This is a genomic window from Halorubrum pallidum (assembly GCF_055380345.1).
Window position 1 is genome coordinate 2,326,227 of the sequence record NZ_AP043945.1, and the last position, 18,602, is coordinate 2,344,828.

At 68.3% G+C, this 18,602-nt stretch carries 24 protein-coding genes and 1 pseudogene; 9 read left to right on the forward strand and 16 right to left on the reverse strand.

Annotated features, from left to right (window positions below):
* Positions 1-5 precede the first annotated feature (5 nt).
* From ACZ45C_RS13515 to ygfZ, 3 genes are all read left to right on the forward strand, one after another.
* Entirely contained in the window at positions 6-527 is a 522-nt protein-coding gene (locus ACZ45C_RS13515) for an archaemetzincin family Zn-dependent metalloprotease (RefSeq protein ID WP_460561076.1), read from the forward strand.
* Between the two features lie 116 nt (positions 528-643).
* Positions 644-943, forward strand: coding sequence for a DUF6432 family protein (locus ACZ45C_RS13520; protein WP_460561074.1), 300 nt, complete (start codon positions 644-646; stop codon positions 941-943).
* Positions 944-1,044: 101 nt separating this feature from the next.
* On the forward strand, positions 1,045-2,199 hold the full coding sequence (gene ygfZ / locus ACZ45C_RS13525) for a CAF17-like 4Fe-4S cluster assembly/insertion protein YgfZ (protein WP_460561072.1): 1,155 nt from the start codon (positions 1,045-1,047) through the stop codon (positions 2,197-2,199).
* Between the two features lie 186 nt (positions 2,200-2,385).
* Here ygfZ and ACZ45C_RS13530 read toward each other — a convergent pair whose 3' ends face one another.
* From ACZ45C_RS13530 to ACZ45C_RS13550, 5 genes and pseudogenes are all read right to left on the reverse strand, one after another.
* Complete coding sequence (locus ACZ45C_RS13530; protein ID WP_460561070.1) at positions 2,386-2,637, reverse strand: type II toxin-antitoxin system HicA family toxin; 252 nt, start codon at positions 2,635-2,637, stop codon at positions 2,386-2,388.
* Entirely contained in the window at positions 2,638-2,898 is a 261-nt protein-coding gene (locus ACZ45C_RS13535) for a type II toxin-antitoxin system HicB family antitoxin (RefSeq protein ID WP_460561068.1), read from the reverse strand.
* Positions 2,899-3,010: 112 nt separating this feature from the next.
* Positions 3,011-4,189 (reverse strand): inorganic phosphate transporter, encoded by a 1,179-nt coding sequence (locus ACZ45C_RS13540; protein WP_460561066.1) that lies wholly within the window; start codon positions 4,187-4,189, stop codon positions 3,011-3,013.
* Positions 4,189-4,332: pseudogene (locus ACZ45C_RS13545) on the reverse strand (DUF7859 family protein); the annotation flags it as partial. The gene ACZ45C_RS13540 and the pseudogene ACZ45C_RS13545, both read right to left, overlap by 1 nt.
* 415 nt (positions 4,333-4,747) lie before the next feature.
* Positions 4,748-5,266 (reverse strand): metallophosphoesterase, encoded by a 519-nt coding sequence (locus tag ACZ45C_RS13550; protein ID WP_460561064.1) that lies wholly within the window; start codon positions 5,264-5,266, stop codon positions 4,748-4,750.
* Between the two features lie 114 nt (positions 5,267-5,380).
* Here ACZ45C_RS13550 and ACZ45C_RS13555 point away from each other — a divergent pair, with 114 nt between their 5' ends.
* Positions 5,381-6,037 (forward strand): L-threonylcarbamoyladenylate synthase, encoded by a 657-nt coding sequence (locus ACZ45C_RS13555; protein ID WP_460561062.1) that lies wholly within the window; start codon positions 5,381-5,383, stop codon positions 6,035-6,037.
* A gap of 17 nt (positions 6,038-6,054) precedes the next feature.
* Here the strand turns inward: ACZ45C_RS13555 and ACZ45C_RS13560 are convergent, their stop codons facing one another.
* The 3 genes from ACZ45C_RS13560 to ACZ45C_RS13570 form a co-directional block, all read right to left on the reverse strand.
* Positions 6,055-6,321 carry an HAH_0734 family protein gene (locus ACZ45C_RS13560; protein WP_049984318.1) on the reverse strand — a complete coding sequence of 89 codons (267 nt, stop codon included), beginning with the start codon at positions 6,319-6,321 and terminating at the stop codon, positions 6,055-6,057.
* 94 nt (positions 6,322-6,415) lie between these two features.
* Positions 6,416-8,236: a ribosome biogenesis/translation initiation ATPase RLI gene (locus tag ACZ45C_RS13565; RefSeq protein WP_460561059.1), complete on the reverse strand. Its 1,821-nt coding sequence runs from the start codon at positions 8,234-8,236 to the stop codon at positions 6,416-6,418.
* A 1-nt stretch (position 8,237) separates the two neighbouring features.
* Entirely contained in the window at positions 8,238-8,546 is a 309-nt protein-coding gene (locus tag ACZ45C_RS13570; protein ID WP_460561057.1) for an EMC6-like membrane protein, read from the reverse strand.
* Between the two features lie 295 nt (positions 8,547-8,841).
* On the opposite strand from ACZ45C_RS13570, the gene ACZ45C_RS13575 reads away from it, so the two are divergent.
* Positions 8,842-9,123, forward strand: a complete 282-nt coding sequence (locus ACZ45C_RS13575) for an ArsR family transcriptional regulator (protein ID WP_460561055.1) — start codon at positions 8,842-8,844, stop codon at positions 9,121-9,123.
* A 30-nt stretch (positions 9,124-9,153) separates the two neighbouring features.
* Here ACZ45C_RS13575 and ACZ45C_RS13580 read toward each other — a convergent pair whose 3' ends face one another.
* On the reverse strand, positions 9,154-9,480 hold the full coding sequence (locus tag ACZ45C_RS13580; protein WP_460561053.1) for a DUF7536 family protein: 327 nt from the start codon (positions 9,478-9,480) through the stop codon (positions 9,154-9,156).
* Positions 9,481-9,650: 170 nt separating this feature from the next.
* Positions 9,651-10,472: a DUF6663 family protein gene (locus ACZ45C_RS13585; RefSeq protein WP_460561051.1), complete on the reverse strand. Its 822-nt coding sequence runs from the start codon at positions 10,470-10,472 to the stop codon at positions 9,651-9,653.
* Positions 10,473-10,594: 122 nt separating this feature from the next.
* On the opposite strand from ACZ45C_RS13585, the gene ACZ45C_RS13590 reads away from it, so the two are divergent.
* Positions 10,595-11,218, forward strand: a complete 624-nt coding sequence (locus ACZ45C_RS13590; RefSeq protein WP_460561049.1) for a methyltransferase domain-containing protein — start codon at positions 10,595-10,597, stop codon at positions 11,216-11,218.
* Between the two features lie 18 nt (positions 11,219-11,236).
* Here the strand turns inward: ACZ45C_RS13590 and ACZ45C_RS13595 are convergent, their stop codons facing one another.
* The 5 genes from ACZ45C_RS13595 to ACZ45C_RS13615 all read right to left on the reverse strand — a co-directional run bounded on the left by ACZ45C_RS13595 (position 11,237) and on the right by ACZ45C_RS13615 (position 14,707).
* Entirely contained in the window at positions 11,237-11,680 is a 444-nt protein-coding gene (locus tag ACZ45C_RS13595) for a type IV pilin N-terminal domain-containing protein (protein WP_460561321.1), read from the reverse strand.
* A 235-nt stretch (positions 11,681-11,915) separates the two neighbouring features.
* Positions 11,916-12,326, reverse strand: a complete 411-nt coding sequence (gene hsp14, locus ACZ45C_RS13600; RefSeq protein ID WP_460561047.1) for an archaeal heat shock protein Hsp14 — start codon at positions 12,324-12,326, stop codon at positions 11,916-11,918.
* Between the two features lie 101 nt (positions 12,327-12,427).
* Positions 12,428-12,967: an Hsp20/alpha crystallin family protein gene (locus ACZ45C_RS13605; protein ID WP_460561045.1), complete on the reverse strand. Its 540-nt coding sequence runs from the start codon at positions 12,965-12,967 to the stop codon at positions 12,428-12,430.
* Between the two features lie 53 nt (positions 12,968-13,020).
* Positions 13,021-14,529: a stage II sporulation protein M gene (locus ACZ45C_RS13610; RefSeq protein WP_460561043.1), complete on the reverse strand. Its 1,509-nt coding sequence runs from the start codon at positions 14,527-14,529 to the stop codon at positions 13,021-13,023.
* Between the two features lie 25 nt (positions 14,530-14,554).
* The gene (locus ACZ45C_RS13615) at positions 14,555-14,707 is read right to left on the reverse strand and encodes a hypothetical protein (RefSeq protein WP_460561041.1); all 153 of its coding nucleotides are present in this window, start codon (positions 14,705-14,707) and stop codon (positions 14,555-14,557) included.
* 312 nt (positions 14,708-15,019) lie between these two features.
* On the opposite strand from ACZ45C_RS13615, the gene ilvA reads away from it, so the two are divergent.
* On the forward strand, positions 15,020-16,231 hold the full coding sequence (gene ilvA, locus ACZ45C_RS13620) for a threonine ammonia-lyase (RefSeq protein ID WP_460561039.1): 1,212 nt from the start codon (positions 15,020-15,022) through the stop codon (positions 16,229-16,231).
* An 85-nt stretch (positions 16,232-16,316) separates the two neighbouring features.
* Here ilvA and ACZ45C_RS13625 read toward each other — a convergent pair whose 3' ends face one another.
* Positions 16,317-17,693 (reverse strand): hemolysin family protein, encoded by a 1,377-nt coding sequence (locus tag ACZ45C_RS13625; protein ID WP_460561037.1) that lies wholly within the window; start codon positions 17,691-17,693, stop codon positions 16,317-16,319.
* A gap of 126 nt (positions 17,694-17,819) precedes the next feature.
* Here ACZ45C_RS13625 and ACZ45C_RS13630 point away from each other — a divergent pair, with 126 nt between their 5' ends.
* Together ACZ45C_RS13630 and ACZ45C_RS13635 are read left to right on the forward strand one after the other, a co-directional pair.
* Positions 17,820-18,080 carry a glutaredoxin family protein gene (locus tag ACZ45C_RS13630; protein ID WP_460561035.1) on the forward strand — a complete coding sequence of 87 codons (261 nt, stop codon included), beginning with the start codon at positions 17,820-17,822 and terminating at the stop codon, positions 18,078-18,080.
* Position 18,081: 1 nt separating this feature from the next.
* Complete coding sequence (locus ACZ45C_RS13635) at positions 18,082-18,591, forward strand: redoxin domain-containing protein (protein ID WP_460561033.1); 510 nt, start codon at positions 18,082-18,084, stop codon at positions 18,589-18,591.
* Positions 18,592-18,602 lie beyond the last annotated feature (11 nt).

Genomic DNA, 18,602 nt, shown 5'->3' on the forward strand with positions numbered 1-18,602 from the left:
GTTCCATGCTCGTGGACATCGTTCCTGTCGGGGAGGTCACCCCGCGCGTGAAACGGGAGGCCTCCGCTGCGCTCCGATTGGTGTACGACTGTGACGTCACGGTCCACGACGACCAGCCGATCCCCGAGACCGCCTACGACGCGGGACGCGACCAGTACCGCGCCGAAGACCTCATCGAGACAGTCGGTCGCGTCGGCGGCGGCGAGAAGAACATCGGTATCACGGCACAGGACCTGTACTACCGCCGCCGGAACTACGTGTTCGGGCTGGCGTACCTCAACGGCAGCGGCTCCGTGATATCCACCCATCGACTGCGTACCTCCTCCGACGGGGGCGTCTCGACCAAGCCCGCGATCGACGTGTTCGCCGACCGCGTGCGCAAGGAAGTCGTCCACGAGATCGGCCACACCCTCGGGCTGGAACACTGCGACAACAGCAAGTGCGTGATGTCGTTCTCGCCCACGGTCCGCGAGGTCGACGTGAAAGAGGAGAACCTCTGTGGCACCTGCTCCCGGCTCGTCCGGTAGGCCCTTCTCCGGTCGACCGCTCTCCGACCGACGCGAGCGGTGGTCGCTTGCCGGCCGGCACGTTCGACCGTGGCCTCGCCGGTAGACGTAAACCGCATCCTATCCAATCGACGCGCATGGCCGCAAAGCCGGAATACCGCGACCGGCCGGACGTCGAGGTTGCGCTGCTCGACGCGCTCGTCGACCGCGGCGACGAGGGGATGACGGTGTTGGAACTTCGCGCAGCCGTCGACGCCGACATCGACGCCGTCGAGGAGGCGCTCTCGTCACTGAAAGCCGACTCGCTCATCACGGTCGAGAGCGCGGAGCGGGTGCGGGTGTACCCGCACGACCGCGTCGTCCCCGACCCCGACGCGCCGGCCGCCGACGAGACCGCGTCGATCGTTGATCAACTCCGCGACCGCCTTGGTCTGTAGGTCGCGTCGTCGGACCGCTTTGTCCCTCCCCCGTTCGTCCCGTCACGGCCGGTCTCTCCCGAGACGGCGGCCTTTTGGCGCTCCCACGACTCCGGACTGGTATGACGCTCGTCTCCGGAACTCACGGCGCCCACGGCGCGACGTACCGCGACCGCGGCGGCCGGCAGGTGGTCGACCACTACGGGAAGCCCGAGCGCGTCGGCAAGGCGGTCCGCAAGGTCGTCGGCGCGATCGAGATGGGGTACGGCGTGCTCGCCGTCACCGGTGCCGACCGCGTCGAGTTCGTCGACAACGCGGTCTCGAACCGCGTCCCCGACGAAGACGGGCGGGGAGTGTATGCGCTCCTCCTCGACCCGCAGGGCGGCATCGAGACGGACATGTACGTCTACAACGCGAACGAGCGGCTGCTCGTCTTCCTCCCGCCGGAGCGAACGGAGTCGGTCGCGACGGACTGGTCAGAGAAGGTGTTCATCCAAGATGTCGAGATCGAGGACGTCTCCGAGGAGTTCGGCGTGTTCGGCGTCCACGGCCCCAAGTCGACGGAGAAGATCGCGTCGGTGCTCGGCGGGCCGGGCGCGCCCGAGGAGCCGCTCTCTTTCGTCCGCGGCTCGATGGTCGACGCCGGTGTTACCGTGATCGCGACCGACTCGCCGCTCGGTGAGGAGGGGTACGAGGTCATCTGCGCGGCCGACGACGCAGAAGAGGTGTTCAACACCCTGCTCACCCGCGGGCTCAACGCCGCTCCGTTCGGCTATCGGACGTGGGACGCGCTCTCCGCGGAGGCCGGAACCCCCCTCTTCGAGTACGAGCTAGCGGGCGTCGTCCCGAACGTGCTCGGCCTCCGGAACGCGCTCGACTTCGAGAAGGGCTGTTACGTCGGCCAAGAGGTCGTCTCTCGCGTCGAGAATCAGGGGAGGCCGAGCCGCCGCCTCGTCGGCCTCACGCTCGACGGACTCGCCGACGCGGTCGCCGAGATCGACGGCGACGCGAACCCGTCGGGGTACGACGATCTCCTGCCGACTCCCGGCGCGGCGGTCTTCTCCGGCGACGAGGCGGTCGGCGAGGTGACGCGCGCCGCGGCCGGTCCCGGCTCCGGCGATCCGATCGCGTTAGCGTTCGTCGACTTCGACGCCGCCCTCGACGGTGCCACCGTGCGCGTCGACGGCGACGAGGTCGCGGCGGCTCGGAGTGACCTCCCGTTCGTCGACGGGAGCGCGCGCTCCGCGCGGCTGCCGGCGTACCCGGGCGACGAGTAACGTCGCGGTCGCTGTTGCGGTCGGCGCGCCTCCGAGCGCCCGGAGGGCGCGAGGAGCCCGCGAGGGAGTCGGTCGTCCAGAGCGAAGCGGAGGGCGACCGACGAGGCTGGGGAGGCGTGAGGTGCGGTCAGACGGGAGTTCGGCAGGCCTCACTCGGAATCAAGCGAGTCACTATCTAGTCGACAGTCACCGATGCTCGTCGATCCACTCACACCACGCGTGGAAGTCGTCGGCTTCGCACTGGTCGGCAATCGACTGCAGTGTTCCGGTCGGGATTTCGTCTTCTGACGCCATCGGAACAGTCACAATTCGGCCTTCGTCCGTGTCTGGTGATTCATACCGCATTTTCAGGTGACTACCGACACGACCGACACGCTTGTATCCGAAATCGTGGAGGACAGACGCAATCTCGCGCCCGGAGAAGTTCGTCCGGACCATTCACCGCATGAATTCGGGAAGCTCCTTGTCACCGGGCTCCGCCTCTTCGAGGCCCCACTCTTCGAGATCCTCGTCGGTGACGGGCTCGCCGCCGCCTTCGTGAAGTTCGATCGCCTCAGCAAGCATTCGGAGCGCTTCCGCCTTCGTCTCGCCGAAAGAGGCGACACCGGTCTCGATGTCTCTCGCGGTGATCGAGCCGTCATCTTCGTGAATGAACTCGACGCCTTCCCCGTTGGGTGCGTCGCGCGTCGCACTCGCCATACCCTCTCTTCGCGGACCGCTCGAATAAGCGTTCTGTCGGATGCGGCAAAGGGAGTACAAGAGGTCGATACCCACGGACACCATTAACTTCCCAGTCGCGGCGTACGTCCGCCTACAGGACGAACTGCACCGCGGAGTACACGCCGAACCCCAACACGAGCGACCCGACGAGCGACGCGATCCACGCGAACACCGTGTACCCCATCTTCGCCCGGCTCACGCCGGCGTCGCCGGCCGCGTAACCGGCACCGACGATCGCCGAGACGATGATCTCGTTGAACGAGACGGGGATCCCGAACGCGACGGCGATCTGTGCGATCGCGAACGACGGGATGAGCGCCGAGATCGAGCGACGCGGCCCCATCGACGCGTAGTCCTGTGCGAGCGCCTTGATCATCCGCGGCGCGCCGGTCCACGACCCCGCGAGCAGCCCCGCGCCGCCGCCGACGAGGAGCGCCCACAGCGGCACACCGACGTCGCTGAAGATCGGCACGAGCGGCCCGATCGCGAGCCCGACCTGCGACCCGCCGGCAGAGAACGCCACGAGCCCGCCCATCGCCAGTAGGAAGCGACGCTGTGCGCCCTCGCGGTCGCGCCCGAGGTCCGCGTACACCGCGAGCGCGACGAGCGCGGCCACTGCGAGCGTGACCGTCCCGATCCCGACCCCCGCGCCGACGCCGAGGCCAGGTCCGAGTGCCGACGCGATCGACGCCTGCTCTCCCTCGGGACCGAGGACTGCGAAGCCGACGTTGGCGACGATCGCGCCGACGACGCCCGCGAGCCCCGCGGTGAGCAGACGCTCCGGAAGCGCGTCGCCGATCAGCGTGCGGGCGACCCCGTACGCGACGCCGCCGCCGACGAAGGGCGTGAGCACCCACAGCGTGAGGATCTCCGCGTACTTCGGCCACGCGGGGTCGCCGCCCATCGCGAGCCCGACGCCGACGACCGCGCCCGTCACGGTGAACGCGGTCGCGATCGGGTATCCCGCGAACACGCCGATCGCGACGAGGACGGCGGCGGTGACGAGCGCGACGATGGCCGCGCCGGCCGTGAGCGTGACGCCGCCGATCAGTTCCGTCCCGACAGCCTCGGTCACGTTCGCCCCCTGAAGTACCGCACCGAGCAGCCCGAGGACGCCGACGACGAGCCCCGCGCGCATCACGGAGATGGCGTTCGCGCCGACGGCGGGGGCGAACGGGGTCGAGCCGGACGAGCCCGCGCCGATCGACCACGCCATGAAGAGGCTGGCGGCGGCGGCGACGGCGAGCGTGGCGACAGTGACGACGACCATCAGTTCTGGCCGTCCTCGTACCCCTCTCGGAGTCCCGTCACGGTGCGCCGGACGAGGAGGAATCCGAAGAAGAAGAGCCCTAACAGGCCGACGAGGATGATGACGAACAGCGGTTCGACCGGTAACATACCCTCGAATCCGTCGGCACGGGGTTAGGCGTTTCGGGCGACGCGAATGCGTCGATTCGGAGACCGAATCCGCTCCGCAGGGCACGTGACAACGCGAATGCTAAAAGGGTCGTTTGTCCTTAAACCACGTATAAGCTACCGGCGGTCCAACTCGGAGACGCGACCCCCCGCTTCGGCCCTCCCCCCACCCCGGATCCGATGGACGCTCGGCGATCAGTGTCGTCCGTTCCCCCGATCCGACTCCGACGGTGCGCTTCGCTGTCGGTATCTCTTCCCCTGCCTGCCGGCGGCGTTCTCTCGTGTTCACGCGGATCCGGTCCGCCGGGGCGCGCTGGGACCGTGGTATCCGGCGGTTTCCAGTTCAGGGGTCGCTTGTGTGCGTTACCGACCGAGACGGCGGCCTGACGGCGCGGTCGCCGCCTTCCGGCCGTCAGAGCGTGAACCGCTCGAACACCTCGCCGTCGGGCGTGACCAGTCGCCCGGAGAGGCGAGCGTCGCCGTCCGTCTCTTCGATCGGATCCAGTTCCGCGTGCGCCGGGCGGTTCCCCCGCGGCTGCGCGTGGCTCCCCGGATTCAACAGCGGCAGTCCGCCCGAGTCGTCGAACCGCGGGCGGTGACTGTGGCCGCAGATCACGGCGTGGGCGTCGCGGCCGCGGCCGAGCATGACGAGCCCGGTGTCGCCGCTGCGGTGGCGGTGGGTGACCGCGAACCGGACCCCGGCGTACTCGACGGTACGCGTCTCGGGGAGCTTGTCGCGGATCGCCGCTCCGTCGTTATTCCCGTACACCGCGCGAAGCGTCCGCGCCGCCGATTCGAATGCGTCGAGGACGGGCTCGCGGTAGAAGTCGCCGCCGTGGATCACCACGTCGGCCTCGCGGACCGCCTCGAGCGTCCGGCCGCGGAGCTTCGACTCCTCGCGTGCGTGCGTGTCAGAGACGACGACGAGCATACCGACCGTCGGCGTGCGCCGGGCTTAAAAACGCCGTCCCGGGGACGAGGAGATGCGCGGCAGGGGTCGCGCACACTCGTCACGCTTTTTCGAGTCGGCGTCCTATCACCTCACGTGACGGACGACAGCGATGACAACGGCGATCCCGTCGCTACCCGCGATCTCGACGATCCTCGCCGCGACGACGTTCGACGCGCGGCCGCGGCGGCGGCCGACGGCGACCTCGTGGTCTATCCGACGGAGACCGTGTACGGGCTCGGCGGCGACGCGCTCGATCCCGACGCGGTCGAGCGAGTCTTCGCGCTGAAGGGGCGCGACCGCGAGAACCCGCTCTCGCTCGGCGTAGCGAGCGTCGACGCCGCGCTCCGATACACCCGACCGACGGAGTTCGCGGTCGGCTTCGCCCGCGCGTTCCTCCCGGGCCCCGTGACCGTCGTCGTCGAACGCGACGATGCCGTTCCGGACGCGCTCACCGCCGGCAGCGAACGCGTCGGGATCAGGGTACCGGACCATCCGATCGCCCGAGACCTGCTGGACGCCGCCGGCCCGCTCACCGCGACGAGCGCCAACGTTTCCGGGACCGGCAGCGTCACGCGTCCCGACGATCTCGGCGATCGGATCAGGGAGGGCGTCGCCGCGGTCGTCGACGCCGGCGAGACGCCCGGTGCGGAGAGCACCGTCGTCGACCCCGAGCGGGGGACGATCCATCGGCGGGGAGCGATGGCCGGCGCTATCGAGGCGTGGCTCGACGATCCGCCGGTGAGGCGCTGAAAAGCCGACAACCGCGCTCAGACCGCGAGTTCGCCCTTCTCACTGAGCACGTCGACGTCAGCCGCGTCGACCGAGTCGACGTCGAGCCAATGCGGGACGTACTCGCGCTTGTCGTAGGCCTCGCGCTCGTCTTCGGTGCCGACGGTACACCAGAGCTGGGGTTCGTCGGGGCCGTGCCAGCCGCCCTGGACGTTGATTCCGAAACAGACCAGCTCCTCGCCTTCGTACTCGATCACCGCATCCCGCCGGATCCCGGGGTCGCCGCGAATGATGAGGTGTTGCATATCTCGTCGTTTGCGGGTTCCGTGCTTAATCGCTTCGGTACGACGGATTCGGTGAGAGCGCCGTCGGAAACGCTCGGGACGTGTCGGCCGCGGCTCACCCGGAGTAGTAGTACTCGCCCTCGCGCTTCTGTTTGCTGTCGAGCTGCGAGCCCGGCTTGTTGATCCGGGGGCGTCCGGTCCGCTCGTCGCGCCGGAACGTGATGTCCAGGTCCGCGAGGAACTCGTTCATCCCGTCGCGCATCTCTTGGGGCGGCGAGGCGCGGCCGCTCTCGGCCGGTTCGCCGTCGAACACCATCAGTCGGTCGGCAAGCAGATCGATCATGTAGATGTCGTGGTCGATCACCATCACGGTCGCGTCGTGGTTCTCGGCGTACCGGCGGATCGCGGTCGTCGCCCGCACGCGCTGTTCGACGTCGAGGTGCGCGGAGGGCTCGTCGAGCAGGTAGAGATCGGCGTCGTCAGAGAGACACGCCGCGATCGCGACGCGCTGACGCTCGCCGCCAGACAGGTCCGCGAGGTTCTGTTCCATCACGCGGTCGAGCTGGAGCGGCTGTGCGATCTCCGTGTTCCAGTAGGAGGAGCCGAACTGGTCGGTGATAGACGAGAGGAACGCGTCGACGCGCATCGGCTGATCGATATCTATGTACTGCGGCTTGTACGAGATGTCGAGCGCGAAATCGAGCTCGCCGGAATCGGGCTCCAGATCGCCCGTGAACAGCTTCGCGAGCGTCGACTTCCCGATCCCGTTCGGGCCGACGACGCCGAGCACTTCAGACCGGTTGATCTCGCCGCCCTCGACGTGGAGTTCGAACTCGTCTTCGCCGTAAGACTTCGTGAGATCGGGGTACTCGATCAGCGTCTCGCTGCGCGAGGCGACCCGCGGCGCGTGCTCCTCGAAGGTGATCGCCGACGGCCGGATCCGCATGTTCTCGTTGTCGAGGTAGCCTTTCAGGTACTCGTTGATCCCGTTTCTGACCGACTTGGGGTCGGTGACGACCCCGTACGCGCCGGGCTCTCCGTACGCGACGTGGAGGGTGTCGGCGAGCAGGTCCAAGATTGCGAGGTCGTGTTCGACGACGAGCATCGAGCGTTCGGCGCTGTCGTCGTCCGCGAGCTCCCGGATGAGCCGGGCGACGATCATCCGCTGGCCGATGTCGAGGTACGGGGTGATCTCGTCGAGGAAATAGAAGTCGGCATCGCGCGCGAGACACGCGGCGATCGCGACGCGCTGTAGCTCGCCGCCGGAGATGGAGTCGATCGGCTGGTCCATCACCGGCCGGATGTTCAGCCGGTCGATGAGGTCGTCGAGCGCGCCGCGCTCGTCGGTGCGCTCCAACAGTTCGCGGGTGTTCCCGTCGAACTGGTTCGGAATCTGGTCGACGTACTGGGGCTTGCGGGCCACCGAGATCTCGCCCGCCTTCAGCGACGCCAGATAGTTCTGGAGGCCGGTCCCGCGGAACCGGTCGAGCACGCGGCCCCAGTCGCCCTCGGACTCGTGGTCGCCGAGGTTCGGGACCATCTCGCCGGCGAGCGCGTGGACCGCCGTCGACTTCCCGATCCCGTTGGGACCGAGGATGCCGGTGACGGTGCCGGGCTCGGGGGAGGGCAGCCCGTACAGCGAGAAGGCGTTGTCTCCGTAGCGGTGGACCGGCTCCTCGTCGAGCTCGGAGGGGAGGTTGATTATCTCGATCGCGTCGAACGGGCACTTCTCGACGCAGATACCACAGGTCTCTCCGAGACAAATCTCCTCGGAGATGTGGATCTGGTCCGGGTCGCCCTCGGCCGCGTCCTCGCCGCGCTCGGTGATGCACTCCTTGCCCGTCCGGTTCGGTGGGCAGTAGTTCGCACACTCGTAGTTACATCGGTCGGGCTGGCAGCGATCGAGGTCGACGACGGCGATGCTGTCGTCCGCCATCTCAGGCCACCAGATCGACGCCGGAGACGGCGAGGACCGTGTAGCTGATGAACCACAGCGTGAACGTCAGAAACGCCACGTAGAGGTTGTCCTTCGCGCCGAAGTCGCTCACGCCGATGACCTTGTACAGGGGATACTGGACGAGCACGAACGCGGCGAGCACGACGACCAGCGTGGTGCTCCCGGCGTCGACCGGATCCGTCCCGACGTAGGCCGCCGAGACGACGCCGGCGGCGATCCCCGCGAGCGCGCAGATCGTCGTGACGACCACGCCCCGGGCGTGGCCCGTTATTTCCGAGTCGTCGCTCATACCACCGGATCCGCGAGCACCCGTGAAAAGCCGTTCGTTCCGCCCGGCGGCCACGGAGCGGACCGGTGGTGCCGTCCGGTTCGCCCCGCGGTCCGAGAGGACGCGTCCGAGCCGTCGAGCGGCGCGCGCGAGCACGAGACCTGACTAACTAGTCAGTAGTGTGTTCGATACCGGCAATTTATTCCGGATAAATCCGGCGGTGCTAGCGTTCGCTGCGACGAGACGGCGCGAACGGAGGTGAGGAACCGGACGCGCCATCAACATTTATCACGATGTGCGGTGTCGGTTCGTCACGATGGAAGGAACCCAGACGGAGGTGCTCGACGACCTCCCGCCGAGCGCCAAACTCGTTTTCAAGGTGCTCGAGTACAACGGCCCGCTGACACAGAAGGGGATCGTCCAAGAGTCGATGCTCTCGGCCCGAACCGTTCGGTACGCCCTCGAACGGTTGGAGGGGATCGGGGTCGTCGACGAAGACGTCTACTTCGCCGATGCCAGACAGAACCTCTACAAGCTCACGGAACCGGCTCAAGAGTTCACGGGCGACGAGTGCGACGCGTCCTGTACCGCCGACTAGCGAGTCCGACGGCCGCCGCCCGCTCGGTTCTCACTCTCTCGACACCGCGCGAGCCCCTCGTGCGGCCGCGACGATCGTGAGCGCGATGGCGACGAGCAGCGCGAACGTCGCGGCGAGCACGAACGCCAGCAGGACATACCAGACCTCGGGTCCGAACAGCGGATACTCGCGGGTGTCGATGACCGGTCCCAAGAGTTCGAGCGCCCGCACGAGATACAGCGTCACCGCGAGGGTCGCGCCCGCGACGAGCCCCACGCGGACGTTCCGGTAGAACGCCAGCGATTCGAGGAGGACGAGCATCGGCGGCTTGGACGTGTCGTCGTCGCTCACGGCCGCCCCTAACGAGCGGGCGCGCATAGACGCATCGAAAGTCGGGGCGCACGACCCGCCGCCGCGACGTCGGCAGCGGCGCTCACCGGCGAAATGTCGCCGGAGCGAGCCGATCCGGACACCGGCTGGCTCTGATCGGAGTCCGGAAGGCGGATCGGCGGCCCCGGTCCGATCAGCCGGGGTGATAGATCGGCCGGCTACAGTCGATCGAGCGCGTCGAAACCGTCGTCTCCGGCGTGCGTGTCGTCGCCGTCCGTCTCGCTTCGGTCGCCCGTGTCGATGCCGTCGCCCGCCTTCGCCGCGTCGGGCACGCCGGTGTCGAGCCCAGCCGCCAGTCCCGGACCGAGGCCGTAGGTGTCTCGAACCGTCTGTGCGAGCACGCCGTCGCGGTCGAAGACGACGTAGACCGCGACGAACCGGTGGTCAGCGGGCGCGAGAACGAACACCTCGCGGGGGTCGTCGTCCGCGCGGGAGGCGTTCACCCGCGCGACGAGCGGTTCGATCGGGAGTCGCCCGGCCCGCAGGTCGTCGAAAGTGTCAGACCCCGGTCCGTCCGCGAACAGGTAGAGGGCCCCGTTCGGGTCGCCGTCGTTCGATCGAGTGGTGACCGACCCGACGGCCTCGCCGTCCGCGCGGAGCGAGCGCCACGCGTCGACGGCAGCCTCGAACATGCCGTCGACCGCGTCCGCGAAGCGGAATCGGGTCTCACGGACGACTTCGACCGCCGAGAAGCGCGCGGAGCCGTCCGTCCACGCCAGCGTCGCGTCGACGACGTACCCGGGCTCCAGCGTCGCCACGCGCTCGGCGAGGTCGCCCTCGTATTCCTCCGCGATCGCGTATAGGGGCTCGAATCGATCGTCGGCCTCCGGGTCGGTTGGGTCGACGGGACCGTCCGCGTGCTCGACGAGGACGAACTCCTCGGTGGCGGCGTCGGCTGTCGCCTCGCTGTCGGTCCCCTCGATGTCCGGGCGCGGGCGGCGGTCGTGGACGCGGTACCGGCCGCTCGTCGTCGGATCCATGTCCGTCGATCGGTCGCCGGGGCGGATAAGCCGGTCGGAACGGACCGTCGTCCCTCGGCGGTGGACCGCGGTCGACGGCGGATCCGTGCCGTTATGGCGCGGGCGGCCCAACGAGCCGGTAAATGGGGATCCTCGAGGACAAGTCGAACGCGCGCCTGTTCTACAAGTACCTCTCGAAGGTGTACGACCAGGTCAACCGGTTCAACTGGACCGAGGAGATGCGGTCGGAGGCGCTCTCGTGGCTGGAGTTCGTCGACGATCCGAGAGTGCTCGACGTCGGGTGCGGCACCGGGTTCGGCACCGAGGGGCTGCTCGACCACGCCGACGACGTGCACGGGCTCGACCAGAGCGTCCACCAGATGGAGAAGGCGTTCGAGAAGTTCGGGAAACGCGACCGGGTGAACTTCTACCGCGGCGACGCCGAGCGGCTCCCGTTCCGGGACGACGCCTTCGACATCGTCTGGTCGTCCGGCTCGATCGAGTACTGGCCGAACCCCGTCGAGGGGCTCCGAGAGATTCGCCGCGTCGCGAAACCAGGCGGACAGGTCCTCGTCGTCGGCCCCGACTACCCCCACAACCGCGTGCTGCAGCGAGTCGCCGACGCGATCATGCTCTTTTACGACGAAGACGAGGCCGACCGGATGTTCGACGCGGCGGGCTACGAGGCGTTCGAACACCACATCCAGCAGGCGACTCCGAGAAGCCCCCGAGCGATCACGACCGTCGCGCGCGTCCCCGAGGAGTAAGCCCCCGTACGCTCGGCCTCACCCGGCGTCCGCCCTCGCCTCCAGCGACGCGACCGGCTGCCCGTCGGCCGCGATGTCGACGGTGACGACCCGACCGGGTTCGAGGGCCGGGTCGTTCGTTCCCGCCACGCGGAACGAGGCCGTATCGCCGGATCGCAGCGTGTTCCCGCTCGCGGCGTTGAACGCTCCGGACGGCCCGGGTCGGAATCCGGCCGCCGAGAAGAACGGTAGCGACGGCTGTCTGGCGAGCGGCTCGCCGTCTATGCGGACGCGGACCGTCAGCGCCGTCACGTCGAGCGGGTCGCCGCCGCGGTGGGTGACCGCGATCCGGTCGTCTGTCACCGAGAGCGACAGCATCGCCGTCGGTGCCGGCTCCGGCGGCGCGTCTATCGCGGCCGCGACGACGCCGCCGGCGAGGACCACGGTGATCGCGAGCAGCAACACACCGGCGACCGGCGCAATTCCGCGCTCCGACCGCCGTCGGTCCGCCCGGCGGCCGCCGACAGGTCGAGGTCGCTCACAGGTGGTGTCGGAGGACGAATCCGGCGGGGTGGACGAATCCGGCGTGATGCTGGTGGGTCGCACGAGGTGACTGGAGCGGTATCCGATAAAAACGGACGGGCGGGCGCCGGATTCGCGTTACCCGGTCCGGCGGCCACCGAGGTTCGCGGTCCGCCGGCGGCTCAGTTCACGCCGGTCAGTTCACGTCGATGCGGTGGCCGTCGTCAGACTCCTCGCCGGCGCGGGGGATCGTCACCGTGAGCACGCCGTGCTGGTACGTCGCGGTCGCGGCGGTCTCGTCGACCGAAGACGGGAGGTCGATCGACCGGGTGACCGACTCGCGGCGGCGTTCGCGCTGGAGGTACCGACGGTCGGCGTCTTCGCGCTCGGTGTCGCGCTCGGCGCGGATCGTGAGCCGGCCGTCCGCGACTCGCACGTCGATGTGCTCGCGGTCGTAGCCGGGGAGGTCGGCCATGACCACGAACTCGTCGTCGTACTCGGCGACGTCGACGTCCGCCGTCCGGAGGTCTCGACCCCACGATCGGGTGCTCGCGAACGGGCGGCCGAGGAACTGTTCGATCTCGTCGAATGGGGTGCTGCTGTTCATGAGTATCACCCACAGAGAGGCGTTGTGAGGTATTAAGCACAGATGTACCGCTGCTATCTCGTGGCATGTCACCCACGGAGACGTCGGCGAAACTGGACCGGTCAGTTCACGTCGATGCGGTGGCCGCCGGCGTCGGACGGCGAGCGCTTCGGGAGGGTGACCGTGAGCACGCCGTCGTCGTAGGAAGCCGTCGCCTCTGCCCGCTCGACCGGTGCTGGAAGAGAGATAGTTCGCGAAACCGACCGGCTACGACGCTCTCGTCGGTGGTATCGGACGGCCGGATCGTCGTCAGACGTCCCTGTCGACTCTCCGCCGGCAGCATCGTCCGCGTCGCCCTCGTCTGCCGCGCTCGGCTCGGCGTCGATAGACGCGTCGCTCGTCTCCTCGTGCGTGGCCGCGACCGTCAGTGCGTCCTCGCGGAGTTCGACGTCGATATCGTCGTCGTCGAAGCCGGGGAGATCGACGAGAACGGTGAGCGTCGTGTCGTCTTCGAGCACGTCCACGGGCGGATTCCGAGCGCCGAGCAGGTCGGGAGCCCCCATCGGGTCGGGACCCCCGAACGTCTCGCCGAGTTCCTCGAACTCGCGCCCCATCCGGTCGATCAGGTCGTCGATCTCGTCGAGGGGATCGCGTCGTGTCATACGGGTCAGGATTCGGGACGGAGCGACTTGAACGTGCGGGCGGGATCAACGACTCAGACGAACGGCCGCCAGTAGTACGGGCTGATGAACCCCTCGATGAACCCGGCGACGGCGAGGAGGATCCCGAGCCCGACGAGGACCCAGAAGGCGTTTTCTAAGGCGTTCGCGAACGCCTCACGGGAGAGGCGACCGCGGAACGTGCGCCACGAGACGACCCCGAGACGGATTCCGAGCGCGCCGGAGACGAAGAGCGCCGGGATCTCGAAGATCCCGTGCGGGAGGACGAACGCGACGAGCGCGACGGGGTTCGACTCCAGCGCCGCGGTGGCACCCAGCGCGAAGCCGTTGAACGCGATTGACGACAGCGCCGGGATCACGAGCGCGACGCCCGCCGTCGCCGTGGCGATAGCGACGACCCAGTTGTTGCCGAAGAAGTTGACGGCGGCGGCCGGCGGGACGTGTCCGACGAGTCGCGATTCGATGGAGGTCGTGACCGAACCGACGAGCGGATCGACCGCGAGCCAGCCGAGCGCGCCGAAGCCGATCCCGACCGCGATCGAGACGACGTGTGCGCCGGGCGACCGGCGCACGAACGCGAGCAGTTCGCGCCACCCGCGCTGGACGCCCGAGCGGAACTGGTCGATCGGACCGGCCGCCGGCGGAGAGACGGGGGAGATCGCGTCGCGGTGGTCGCCGTACAGCGTCGTCTTGAGAACGTCGAGCGCCGGGGCGACGACGACCGCGCTCACCAGCGCGACGATCGCGCCGGCACCGAGGAACGCGAGCGCGGAGGCTGCGGAGGCGGTTCCGATGAGGACGCCGATCGCGATGACGAGATACGCGGCGGCGTCCGCGGGGTTCGAGCGGACGAACCCGCCGGCACCGACGAGCGCGCCGACAGCGCCCGCGTCGTCGATGACGATCGCCGCGGGCGCGAACGCGAAGACGATCCGGACCGCGAGGAGGACCACGAATCCGACGAGGAGCACCCCGAGCGCGACGGCGGCACCGAGGAAGGGGCTGACGAGGAATCCGACCGCGACCGCGGCGGAACCGAGAAGCGTCACGCCGATCCACAGGGAGATCTCGGCGACGTAGATCCCGAGGAACGAGAGCCAGCGGCCGCGCACCCCGGCGATCCCCGCGGTGAGCCCCCGCCGGCCACGCAGTCGTCCGGCGACCGCCGATAGCTGTCCGGCCGAGATCGCGGCGTACGCGAGGACGGCGAGAACGACGGTCGCCAGCGTGCCGGCGATGAGGAGGAGGACCGCCGTCGGCGAGGCCAGCGGAGAGAGTGCGGGCTCGACGCTCTCGACCCACGCCTGCATCGCCTCCGAGTCCTGCGGGTCGGGCGGGGTGAGATCCAGGTCCGCGAGCGCCGCGCGCGCGTCGGTGAGGCGACCGGTCACCGTGAAGTGGACGTATGTCCCGGCGAGCGCGACGAAGAGTCCGACGCGGGCGATGACGGGGACTGCCGTCCCGAGGAAGTAGAAGGGGAGCAGGTCGGCGGGACGTCGGCGGAGGGTCGAGACCGTCGCCGTGACGGCGGAGGACAGGTCCATACGGGAGCGATCGGCCGGGCGATACTTAATCGGTCCGCGTGTCGGAACCGGCTGTCGCGACCGGCGGTCCGGTCAGATTCGAGAGCGAGTCGAGTTCAGTTCCGTGGTGGAGCGCCGAGGCGAGAAACGCGGCGACCCCGAGCCCGACGACCGCGTGGTGACCGCGGGATGTCGGCATGGTCGCACCAACCGAACGAACGTGCAGAGCCGTTGCGGATCCGACGGTGGGGGACGAACAGACTGACAGACGACGGTGCGTCTCACCCACCGAAAACACCGTCTGACAGAGGGATGACGCCGCCGCAGTCTAGCGTTTTTACTTTCACCTCGCTAGCCTCACCTTTTTATATGCAGGCCCGCTTGTTTCACCTGCACGTCACACGCGTGCATTCCCCCTTTCACGTCCGACGAGCCGCCGGCTCGGCTCCGTTGTGACGCTGTGGTGTGGTAGACCGGAACCGATTAGCCGCCGGCGCGGCGACTCCCACGCATGATCAGTCTCTCCGACGTTCGCGAAGCGCGCGAGCGGGTCGACGGCGTGGCCCGCCACACGCCGCTGGAGCGGTCGCGGACCTTCTCCGAGATGAGCGGGGCCGACGTGCACCTCAAGCTGGAGAATTTCCAGCGGACCGGAGCGTTCAAGATCCGCGGCGCGATGAACCGGATCGCCACGCTCTCCGACGCCGAGCGCGAGGCGGGCGTCGTCACGGCGAGCGCGGGCAACCACGCGCAGGGCGTCGCGCTTGCGGCCGACCGCGCGGGCGTCGACGCGACCGTCGTGATGCCGAAGTTCGCGCCCGTCTCGAAGGTGAAGGCCACCCGCGGGTACGGCGCGAGCGTCCGGCTGGAGGGCGTCGACTACGACGAGGCGCAGGCGTACGCCCACCAGCTGGAGCGCGAGGAGGGACGGACCTACGTCCACGCGTTCGACGACCCGGTCGTGATGGCCGGGCAGGGGACGCTGGGACTGGAAATCGTCGACGACTGCCCCGACCTCGACACCGTGGTCGTGCCAATCGGTGGGGGCGGGCTCATCTCGGGCGTCGCCGTGGCGATCAAAGAACAGCGTCCCGGCGTTCGGGTCGTCGGCGTGCAGGCCGAGGGGGCCGCCTCCGCCGCGAAGTCGCTCGAAGCCGGAGCGGTCCGCGAGATCGACAGCGTCGACACGATAGCCGACGGGATCGCCACCCGGTCGGTCGGCGAGCAGACGTTGGAGGTCATGGCGGAGTACGTCGACGAGGTCGTCACCGTCGACGACCGCGAAATCGCCTTGGCGCTCACCCTCCTCTTAGAGCGGTCGAAGACGCTCGTGGAGGGGGCTGGCGCGGTCGCGCTCGCGGCCGTCCTCTCGGAGGCGTTCTCGTACGCGGACGACGAGACGGTCGTCGCCGCGCTCTGCGGCGGCAACATCGACCTCAACCGCCTCGGCACCGTGATCCGACGCGGACTCGTCCAGATGGGCCGCTACCTCAAGATCACGATTAACTTAAAAGACCGCCCCGGAGAGTTGGAGCGCGTCTCCAGTATCGTCGCACGCACCGGCGCGAACGTGTACGCGGTCCACCACGACCGCACCTCTCGCGACGTGGCCGTCAACGCCGCCGAACTCGAACTCGAACTGGAGACCGACGACGCCGAACACGCAGCCGACATCGTCGACGCGCTCGAAGCCGACGGCTACGAGGTCGAGATCCTCTCCTGAGAACTGCTCTCGCGGTCCGGCGTGCCCGTCGATCGCTCGCACTAGAGCTGCCCGCGACGGCACAGTGACGGCTCCCCGCCCGCGTCTACACTGCGTCGTCGGCGGGCGTCTCCGAGCCGCTCGTCTCACCGGCCACATCGCCGTCGTCGTCGACGTCGAGCACCGTCACCCGCGCGGACATGATCCGGGTGTTGTCCACGCGCTCGATGCGGATACGGACGCCGTCGAACTCGATCTCTTCGCCCTCCTCGACGAGGCGGCCGGCGCGGTTGAACACGAACCCGGCGAGCGTCTCGAACTCCTCGCCCTCGGGCAGGTCGATGTCGAGTAAGTCATTCACCTCGTCGATGTTCACCTCGCCCTGCACGACCGCGACGTTCTCTTGGATGAACTCGACGGGCGCGGACTCGTCGCCCTCTAGGATCTCGCCGACGATCTCCTCGACCATGTCTTCGAGGGTGATGATCCCCTCCGTGGTCCCGAACTCGTCGATGACGGTGACCATCTGGAGGCGGTTCTCCTGCATCTCCGCGAGCAGCTCGTCCGCGTTCTTCGACTCGGGGACGTGGAGCGTCGGCTTCACGACGCGTGCCAGCGACGGCTCCCCCTCCGAGTACCGCAGTTCCCGGACGAGATCCCGGACCGTCACGACGCCGATTATGTTGTCGAGGTTCCCCTCGTACACCGGAACGCGCTCGTGGTCGGCCTGGATGCACGTCTCGATCGCCTCCTCGACGTTCGACTCCTTCGCGACCGCCGTGACGTCGAGCCGGGGCGTCATCACCTCCTTGGCGATGGTGTTGTTGAACCGGAAGATGCGGTCGAGCATCTCGCGTTCCTCCTCCTCGATGACGCCCTCGCGCTCGCCCGTCTCGATGATGTCTTGGATCTCGTCGCGGGTGACGTAGGTGGACTCGATGGCCGCCGACCCGCCGATAATCTTGTTGACGCCCTTGACGATGTTATCGAAGAGCACGACGAGCGGGTACAGCGCGTACTCCGAGAGCTTCAGCGGCCGCGCGATACGCAGCGCCCACGACTCGGTGTTCTCGACGGCGTAGGACTTGGGCGCGCTCTCTCCGAATATCAACACGAGCGTCGTGATGCCGAACGTCGTCGCTAGCACGGCCTGTCCCCGATTGAGGTAGATCCCGAACAGCGCGGTCGCGATGGCGGTCATCGCGACGTTGACGATGTTGTTGCCGACGAGGATCGTCACGAGGAGGCGGTGCGGGTTCTCCGTCATCTCTTGGATCGTCGTCGCGCCGCTCACGCCCTCGTCGACGAGGCTGTCGACTCGGTGTTGCGGCAGCGAGAACATCGCGATCTCAGACGACGAGAAGAACGCCGACAGCCCGACCAACACCAGGATGGCGACGACGCCGAGGACGGTCACGGTGGTCGTCCCCGGCGTCGGTAGTTGGAGCAGATCGGCCGCCAGCGTGCTCGACGACAAACCCATGTTCATTCATTTTCTGACGGCACGGGGTTAAAGGATTACTTTCGGACCGTTCCGTTCCGACCCGCGGCCGCCGACGAGCGTGCCGCCGCCGATACGGTTACCCGTTCCGCGTTCGAAACGACACCCATGACGGACCCACAGATCACCCTGTATCGGCTGCAGGCGTGTCCGTACTGCGAGCGCGTCGCCCGGACGCTGAACGAACTCGGCGTCTCGTACCGCTCGCGGTACGTCGAGCCGATGCACTCGGAGCGCAACGTCGTCAAGCGCGTCTCCGGTGCCCGGAGCGTCCCGGCTATCGTCGACCCCGAGACCGGCGTGACGATGTCCGAGAGCGCGAACATCGTCGAGTACCTCCGCGGGACCTACGGCGAGGGAGGTGCCTGAGATGCCGGATTTCGACGTCGTCTCTCTTCCCGAGACAGACCACGTCGCCGAGGGCGAGACCGCTCCCGACTTCACTCGGCCGCTCGTCGACGAGGAGTACTGGGAGGACCGCTCGCTCGACTCCGCCGTCGACGGGCCGACGCTGCTCGTCTTCCACCCGATGAACGGCGCGTTCCAGGCGACGTACCTCTACAACACGATCGACGAGGAGGGCTGGGCCGACGACCTCGACGTGGTCGGGCTGTCCGTCTCCACGCCGTACGCCCACAAGCGCCTGCTCGCCGAGCGCGCAGAGGGCGTCCGGATCTTCTCCGACCCCGGGGCGGCCGTGATCGAGGAGTACGGCCTCGCGCACGACATCGACGGCATGACGGGAATCACGGAGACGCGTCCGGCCGTGTTCCTCCTCGACGCGGACCGGACAGTCGAGTTCGCGTGGGTCGCGAGCGAACACCCCGAGTTCCCCGACGCCGAGGCGATCGACGACGCGATCGACCGCCTCATCGACTGAATCGGCGACGG